Origin of the sequence: Candidatus Methylomirabilis sp. (assembly GCA_036000645.1) — a bacterium.
Taxonomy (GTDB): domain Bacteria; phylum Methylomirabilota; class Methylomirabilia; order Methylomirabilales; family JACPAU01; genus JACPAU01.
In genome coordinates this window covers 1-5,091 of the sequence record DASYVA010000239.1, presented here as the reverse complement: position 1 = coordinate 5,091, position 5,091 = coordinate 1, and the positions used below count along the sequence as shown (strand labels likewise).

The window sequence follows — 5,091 nt, the reverse complement described above, 5'->3', positions numbered from 1 at the left end:
CTCCCCCTCCTCTCCGTCTGGGCCACTCCCGCGACGATCATCGCCACCACAGCAGCCATCAACCTGCGGCACCTCCTGATGGGAGCCTCCCTTACGCGGGTCCTCCAAGGGGTTCCCCGGCGGCTCCTGGCCACGGTCGCCTTCGGCCTCACGGACGAGACCTACGCCCTGGTCATGAGCCGGGCGCAGCGCCGGCGGCTCTTCCCCGCCTACGTGCTCGGGAGCTTCTGCGCGATGTACGTCGGGTGGAACGCCGGGACGGCCCTCGGGGCCGCGCTCGGCACCCTCATCGGACCCCCGGAGCGCTACGGCCTGGACTTCGCCGTGACCGCCGTCTTCATCGCTCTCCTGACGTTCTTCCTCGAGGGCCGTCCCGCCTGGACCGTCCTGGGAGCGGCAGCGGCCATCAGCATCGGCGGGGTGCTGCTCCTGCCCAGCAACAGCCACCTGATCGCGGCGGGGCTGGGAGGAAGCCTCGTGGGCGCGGCCCTGGAGCGCCGATGAGGGTCGACGTCGCGCTCATCATCCTAGGAATGGCGGCAGCGACCTACCTCACGCGGGCAGGTGCCACCCTCGCCCTGGGAGACAGGTCCCTGCCGGGGCCGATCGAGCGCTGGCTCCGGCACGTCCCCCTCGCCATCCTGACGGCCCTCGCGATCCCGGGCCTCCTGTTCACAGGAGGGGTGGTGGACCTGCCGCGACTCGCCCCCCGCCTGGTGGGAGGGCTGCTCACCTTCTACCTCGCGCGCCGAACCCGCAACCTCTTCGCGGCCGTCGCGGCGGGGGTGCTCGCGTATCTGGGGGTGCTGCGGCTCCTGACCTGAGAGGCTTCCCGGCGCGAAGAGTCTTGCGTCTCCCGCGCAGGGGGTGCTATCATCCCCACCACTCCATCGGTTTTCCCATCCGCTTCCGCCCACCACAGGAGGGTACGATGCGCGAGCATCCCATATCCCGCACGGGCTTGTGCGCCCTGGGGGCACTGCTTCTGGGCGCTTCGCTGGCCAGCCCCGGGTCCGCCGGGTTCCCCGAGAAGGCCATCGAGATCATCGCCCCCGCCAACCCCGGCGGCGGCTGGGACCTCACCTCCCGCTCGACGGCCAAGGTCCTCACCGAGGAGAAACTGGTCACCCAGCCCATCGCGGTCAGCAATATGCCCGGCGGCAGCGGGGCCGTGGCCATCTCCCACGCGATCACCCGGCGGAAGGGTGACGGCCACCTCCTGATCGCGGCCTCGCCGTCCCTCACCTTTACGCTGGCTCTCAAGCGCGTTCCCTACACCTACAAGGATGTGACGCCCATCGCGGCCATCGCCACCGACTACGGCGCGATCGTCGTCCGGAAGGACTCCCCCTACAAGAGCCTGAAGGACCTCCTCGACGCCTACCGGAAGAACCCTGCCGACGTCTCCGTGGCCGGCGGCTCCGCCCCCGGCAGCCAGGACCACGTGAAGTTCGCCAAGGTCATCAAGGCGGCGGGGATGGACCCCACCAAAGTGAAGTACGTTCCGCACCAGGGGGGCGGGGAGGCGATGGCCTCCCTCCTCGGCGGGCACACGGCGGTCGCCCCCGTGGACATCTCTGAGATCGTGGGGCAGGTGGAGGCGGGGGAGGTCCGCATCCTCGCGGTCCTCTCGGACAAGCGCCTGGGCGGCAGCTTGAAGAACGCCCCCACCGCCGTTGAGCAGGGGGTGAACGCGACCTTCATCGTGTGGCGGGGGTTCTATGCGGCGCCGGGAATCTCGAAGGAGGCGGCCGACTTCTGGGTCACGACGCTGGGGAAGATGGTGAAAAGCGAGGGCTGGAAGAAGACACTGCAGGCCAACAAGTGGTTTGACTACTACGTCGGCGGGGCGGAGTACGCGCGGTTCCTGAACGAGGACCTGGAATCGGGGGAGACGCTCCTCAAGGAGCTGGGCTTCCTCAAGTGAAAGCGATCGCGCACGACCGGGCGGCGGCCCTGGCCATCCTGGCCGGAGCCGTCGCCTACCTCGTCGGGGCTCGGCGGCTCGTTTCCCCCGCGATGGCCGACCCGCTCGGTCCCACCGCTTTCCCCACCCTTCTCGGCGGATCGCTCACCCTCCTGGCGGTCCTCCTGCTCCTCTTCCCACCCGCTCCTCCCGGGGGGGCGGCGCCGGCCGGTGGCAAGGGGCTCGTCCGATTCGGCCGATCGGGTCTCGCCATCGCCCTCCTCGTGGGGAACACCCTGACCATGGAGTGGCTGGGCTATCCCCTCTCCACGTTCGCCTTCCTCCTCGGGGCGCTGGCCGTCCTGGGCGAGAAGCCCTGGCCCCGGGGCCTGCTCTTCAGCCTGAGCTTCACCGCAGCCCTCTACCTGCTCTTCGGGCGCGTGCTGCACCTCACGCTGCCGGTCGGGACGCTCTTCGGGGGGCGCTGAAATGGAGGAACTCCTGGGCCACATGGCCTACGGGTTCTCCGTCGCCCTCGCACCGGTGAACGTGGGGTACGCCCTCCTCGGGGCGCTGGTCGGGACCCTCATCGGCGTCCTCCCCGGCATCGGCCCCGTGAGCGGCATCGCCATCCTGATCCCCATCCTCTACGGCATGCCGCCCGCCTCCGCCATGATCCTCCTCACCGGGCTCTACTACGGGACGATGTACGGCGGCTCCACCACCTCCATCCTGGTCAACGTCCCCGGGGAGGCCTCCTCGGTCGTCACCACCCTGGACGGCTACCAGATGGCGCTCCAGGGGCGGGCCGGGCCGGCCCTCGCCATCGCAGCCATCGGCTCGTTCATCGCCGGGACCGTCAGCATCGTCTTCATGATGCTCTTTTCCCTCCCGCTGGCCCGCCTGGCCCTGAAGTTCGGCCCGGCCGAGTACTTCTCCCTGATGGTCCTGGGCCTCTCCAGTGTCACCAGCCTGGCAGGGGCTTCCCTCACGAAGGCCCTCATCTCCACGGTCTTCGGGCTCATGCTGGCGACGGTGGGGGTGGACCTGTCCACGGGGACGGCCCGCTACACCTTCAACCTGCCGCAGCTCCTGGACGGGATCTCCTTCATCGTAGCCGCGATCGGCCTCTTCGCCGTCTCGGAGGTCCTCCTGGCCATCGAGGAGATCCACGCGGGCGAGCGACGGCGCGCGCTCACGGTGGGGCGGATCTGGCTCTCGTGGCGGGAATTCAAAGAGAGCCTGGGGGCGATCCTGCGGGGAACGGGGATCGGGTTCTACATCGGCGTCCTGCCAGCCGCCGGTGCCACGATTGCCTCCTTCATGGCCTACAACGTGGAGAAGCGGCTGGCGAAGGACCCGGAGGCGTTTGGGAGGGGCGACATCCGCGGGGTCGCCTCTCCGGAGTCCGCCAACAACGCCGCCGTCGTGGGGAACATGGTCCCCCTCCTCAGCCTGGGCATCCCGGGCTCCTCGACCACCGCCCTGATGCTCGGGGCCCTCATGATGCTCGGGGTCCAGCCGGGGCCGCTGCTCTTCCAGAAGCACCCGGACGTCACCTGGGGCCTCATCGCCAGCATGTACGTCAGCAACACCATGCTCCTCATCCTGAACCTGCCCCTGGTCGGTCTCTGGGTTCGGATCCTGGACATCCCGGAGCGGATCCTCTATCCGCTGATTCTCGCCATCTCCGTCATCGGGGTCTACGGCGTCAGCAACAGCCTCCTCGACCTGTACCTGGGGATCGGGTTCGGCCTCGTGGGGTACTACATGCGGCGGCACGACTATCCCCTCGCCCCCGCGGTCCTGGGCCTCGTGCTCGGCGGGATCATGGAGCAGTCGCTCCGCCAAGCCCTCGTCCTCTCCGACGGCTCCTACTGGACCCTCATGAACCGCCCCCTCTCCCTGGTCCTCCTGATCCTGGCCGCCTGTTCCCTCGTCGCCCCCTACCTCATCACCGCGTTCCGGAGACTCCGGGTGGTTGCTCCGGCCGCGTAGCCTGAGCGGGCGGGAGCAAGCCGAGAGAAACGAGCTCGGGCTTGACATCCCACAGTGGTCACAGGTACAAAAGTGGCCTCCCCCCGGTGGTGACAGTTCGGCGTCTCGCGCGGCTTTCCGGACAAATTATGGTGGAAGAAACGCCCGGCCGTGTTGAGGGAGGCGGTTCCCCGTGTCTCCCGAAGGTCCCCCAGCGCGTATCCATAGGCCTTGCGCGGGAAGTTGGGGGGCGAGGTATTTTGTCCCAGCCGCCCGTGGGCTGGGCTGCCTGAGCGCCCAGCGACCCTTTCGGCGATAGCGCGCCGATCGACCCCCCATGGGTTCTTCGACGGCTGGCCGGGTGAGCGGCGGCTTGGTGACAGGGAGGCCCAGCCGAAATGCGGCCGGGAGGGTCCATCCGGTCGGTGATCGTCCACGACCACAAACTGGTCAGGGAAGGGCTCCGCCTGATCCTCAGCAGGGACGAAAGCATCGAGATCGTCGGCGAATTGGCCCACGGGCCCCGGACGATCGATGCCATCAGCGAGCTGAAGCCGGACGTCGTCCTGCTAGACCTCAGCGCGCCCGAGAAGGACGGGATTGACCTCATCCGGGAGATCAAGGTGAGAACGCCCGCAACCAAGGTGGTCCTGCTCACCGCCGCGCTGGACGAGGCTGCGACCCTGAGGGCCCTGAAGGCCGGCGCGCAGGGATACCTCTCGAGGCATGCTGGCGCCTCCGACCTGATCAAGGCGATTCGAACGGTGCTCCAGGGGGAGCTGTGGGTAGAGCGGAAGCTGATCCCCAGGCTGCTGGAGGCAGAAGCCTTCAGCGATCCCAAAGCGGAAAGCGCCCGGGAGAGTTCGGGCGAGGAGCTGACCGGAAGGGAGAGGGAGATTCTCCGCCTGCTCGCCTCCGGCAGCACAAATAAAGAGATCGGCCAGGCCCTCTCCATCAGCGAGAAGACGGTCAAGAACCATCTGAACAGTATCTTCAAGAAACTCCAGGTCACCCGGCGGCTCAAAGCCATCCTCTACGCGATCCAGCGGGGCCTGAGCTAGGCCTTTTTCCCGAAAGGAAGGCACCCAAAGGCCGATTGACGGTCGCCCGCTCGCAGTTTTTCTCTAGCAAATTGGACTCATGGGCTTCCTACCCGCCTTCCTCCTGAGGATCCTCAAAGCGGCAGCCGGGCCCGAATCAGGCCAAGG

General features: G+C 68.0%; 6 protein-coding genes. All 6 read left to right on the top strand.

Translation table 11 applies throughout. The annotated features are described in order from the left end of the window. Nucleotides 1-504: AzlC family ABC transporter permease (locus VGT06_14070; GenBank protein ID HEV8664249.1), on the top strand; the 504-nt coding region annotated here is incomplete at its 5' end. Continuing rightward, complete coding sequence (locus VGT06_14065; GenBank protein ID HEV8664248.1) at nucleotides 501-824, top strand: AzlD domain-containing protein; 324 nt, start codon at nucleotides 501-503, stop codon at nucleotides 822-824. The genes VGT06_14070 and VGT06_14065, both read left to right, overlap by 4 nt. A 107-nt stretch (nucleotides 825-931) precedes the next feature. Continuing rightward, nucleotides 932-1,927, top strand: a complete 996-nt coding sequence (locus VGT06_14060; protein ID HEV8664247.1) for a tripartite tricarboxylate transporter substrate-binding protein — start codon at nucleotides 932-934, stop codon at nucleotides 1,925-1,927. Beyond that, nucleotides 1,924-2,394 carry a tripartite tricarboxylate transporter TctB family protein gene (locus tag VGT06_14055; protein HEV8664246.1) on the top strand — a complete coding sequence of 157 codons (471 nt, stop codon included), beginning with the start codon at nucleotides 1,924-1,926 and terminating at the stop codon, nucleotides 2,392-2,394. Before VGT06_14060 ends, VGT06_14055 begins: the two co-directional genes overlap by 4 nt. 1 nt (nucleotide 2,395) lies before the next feature. After that, nucleotides 2,396-3,904, top strand: a complete 1,509-nt coding sequence (locus VGT06_14050) for a tripartite tricarboxylate transporter permease (GenBank protein HEV8664245.1) — start codon at nucleotides 2,396-2,398, stop codon at nucleotides 3,902-3,904. A gap of 377 nt (nucleotides 3,905-4,281) precedes the next feature. Continuing rightward, the gene (locus tag VGT06_14045; protein ID HEV8664244.1) at nucleotides 4,282-4,944 is read left to right on the top strand and encodes a response regulator transcription factor; all 663 of its coding nucleotides are present in this window, start codon (nucleotides 4,282-4,284) and stop codon (nucleotides 4,942-4,944) included. Nucleotides 4,945-5,091: the final 147 nt, after the last annotated feature.

Excerpts from the sequence above, each read along its gene's own strand:
- VGT06_14060 (HEV8664247.1), top strand. The coding sequence starts at position 932 with ATGCGCGAGCATCCCATATCCCGCACGGGCTTGTGCGCCCTGGGGGCA.
- VGT06_14065 (HEV8664248.1), top strand. The coding sequence starts at position 501 with ATGAGGGTCGACGTCGCGCTCATCATCCTAGGAATGGCGGCAGCGACC.
- VGT06_14045 (HEV8664244.1), top strand. The coding sequence starts at position 4,282 with ATGCGGCCGGGAGGGTCCATCCGGTCGGTGATCGTCCACGACCACAAA.
- VGT06_14050 (HEV8664245.1), top strand. The coding sequence starts at position 2,396 with ATGGAGGAACTCCTGGGCCACATGGCCTACGGGTTCTCCGTCGCCCTC.